This window comes from Ilumatobacter sp. (assembly GCF_049588435.1).
Classification (GTDB): Bacteria; Actinomycetota; Acidimicrobiia; order Acidimicrobiales; family Ilumatobacteraceae; genus Ilumatobacter_A.
In genome coordinates, this window is the sequence record NZ_JBAVYV010000258.1 from 1 (window position 1) to 2,445 (window position 2,445).

Here is a 2,445-nt window from a genome sequence, read left to right on the forward strand (position 1 = left end):
GTCCGGGGGCGGGCGACTTCTTCGGTCGGATCGACGACGAGGAGGGCACCTGGTACGTCGGCCGACGTCACATCGAGGACGATTCGCACGATCCCGTCGTCGTCGACTGGCGCGCGCCGATCGCGTCGCCGTTCTATCGCGCCACCGCGGTCGACCCGCTCGGCGTGGCGTTCCGGCGCCGCTTCACGCTCGACGAGGGCGTCCTGGTCGCATACCTCGACGAGGATCTGGACGACCCCGACGGTGGGGGAGCAGCGGCTGGGATCCCTGATCCGGTCCTCGCCGAGATCGGGGCGGAGCGCAGCGGCGAGATGCGTGAGATCGTCGCCACGATCCAGGGCGAGCAGGACGTCGTGATCCGCTCCGACATCGACCAGGTGTTGATCGTGCAGGGCGGTCCCGGAACCGGCAAGACCGCGGTCGCCCTGCACCGCGCTGCGTTCCTCCTGTTCGAGCATCGGGGTCGCCTCGCTCGTGACGGCGTACTCGTCGTCGGCCCGAACCGGGCGTTCCTCGACTACATCGGCAACGTGTTGCCGTCGTTGGGAGAGCGGACGGTTCGCCAGTCGACCGTTCACGATCTCTGTATCCCCAAGATCACGGTGAGTGCGACCGACGACGCGGCCACCGCGCGCTGGAAGGGTTCCGCCGACCGGCTGAGCGACCTCGGCGCAGCGGCGCTCGCCGCGATTCAGCCGCCCGACGATGACGTGATCGTGCCGATCGGCGTCCGCAATCACGTGATTCGCGTCGACGAGTTCAGCGAATGGGTGGACACGGCGAAGAGTGGTTCCACACCGATCAACGAGCGGCGCGCGCGTCTCACCGCGATCGCGAGACGTGAGCTCACGCGGCGGACCGGCGACGACGGTTGCTGGTCCAAGGCTGCTCCGCTCAAGGCGGCGATCAACAAGGCCTGGCCGACCCAGAAGCCCGAGAAGCTCGTCGATTCATTGCTGCCGGGAGTGTCGGGAAAGCGGCGGCAGTGGACCTCCGCGGATCAGTTGCTCGTCGACGAGGCGAACTCGATGCTCAACGGCTCCCCGTTCACCTACGGGCACGTGGTCGTCGACGAGGCGCAAGATCATTCCGACGTCGCACTGCGCGTGATCGGACGGCGCAGCCCCGGTGGCTCGATGACGCTGGTCGGTGACGTCGCGCAGTCGACGGCACCCGCCGGTCAGGAACGCTGGGCCGACGTGTTCGCACACCTGTCGCCGACGGGGACGACGGGAACGGTCGCCGACCTGACGATCGGGTACCGCGTTCCCGAACCGATCCTGACGATCGCGAATCGCCTGCTCCCGCTGACCGAGGTCGATGCCACCGAGAGCCGCAGCGTGCGTCTCTCGGGTGAGGCACCGTCGTGGGACATCGGAGCGGAGGATGACCTCGCCGCCCGGATCGCGGCCGCGACCCGCGAGACGAAGCGCCTGCACAAGCTGACCGGGATCGTCGCGCCGATCCGCCTGCACGAGGCTATTGCGGCGCAACTCGACGCGGTCGGCCTGCGCGCCGTCGACCACGTGCACGAGCTCGCTCCCGACGAGGTGCCGCTCTTCGAACCGCACTCGGTGAAGGGCCTCGAATTCGACGGCGTGGTCGTCGCCAACCCGCACGAGATCCTCGGCAGCAGTGCACTCGGTGCCCGTCTGCTCTACGTCGCGATGACCCGCGCGGTACAACGACTGTCGTTCGTGTCGGACGCACCTGCACCCCCCGTACTCACCCCCCGGTCATTCCCGTGACGTATCACTGGGGTCAGACCCCAGTTGATACGGATCCACGGCGAGCAGCCGGAATCCGGCCTTGGAGGCGACCCGGACCGCGTGATGCCCCTCGGCGGTGAGCCAGCGTTGGAGTGAATCCGCACCGAGATGTTTCTGCACGACGAGCGTGGCGCTGCCGTCGTCGGTGAGTCGGCCGAGCCACGTGAGCAGCAAGGCGCGCAGTGCAGGCTTTCCGATGCGGATCGGGGGGTTCGACCAGATCGTGGCGAACCGGATCCCGTCGGGGACGTCGTCGGGGGCGGCGACCCGGACGTTGTCGAGACGATTGCGCTCGGCGTTGCGCCGACAGAGGTCCCGAGCGCGCGAGTTCACGTCGACGGCCCACACCGTGGCATCGGGCGAGCGGCGTGCCATCGCGAGCGCGATGGCGCCCGATCCCGCTCCGAGATCGAGCAGATTCCCAGTCGAGGAGATCGCCGCCTCCGAACGCAGGAGCAGTGATGTTCCCGCATCGAGGTGGCCACGACTGAAGACGCCGGTGTCGGTTTCCATCGTGAACGCGGTGTCCGGGAGCGTCACGTCGATGACGACCGGGTCGGATCGCACGGTCGGATCCTCGAAGTAGTGGGACTCGCCATCGGGGGGCACGTCGGAGATGGGCTTGACGGTCATCTCCCGTAGCCTGGCAGCAATGTCGTACAAGATCAGGACATAC

General features: G+C 67.9%; 2 protein-coding genes. One reads left to right on the forward strand and one right to left on the reverse strand.

The features are described from left to right. Window positions 1-1,748, forward strand: a 1,748-nt coding sequence (locus tag WBV89_RS10060; RefSeq protein ID WP_423981205.1) for a HelD family protein, incomplete at its 5' end; no start/stop codon positions are given. Here the strand turns inward: WBV89_RS10060 and WBV89_RS10065 are convergent. Continuing rightward, window positions 1,737-2,402 (reverse strand): class I SAM-dependent methyltransferase, encoded by a 666-nt coding sequence (locus tag WBV89_RS10065; RefSeq protein ID WP_423981206.1) that lies wholly within the window; start codon window positions 2,400-2,402, stop codon window positions 1,737-1,739. The genes WBV89_RS10060 and WBV89_RS10065 overlap by 12 nt on opposite strands. Window positions 2,403-2,445 lie beyond the last annotated feature (43 nt).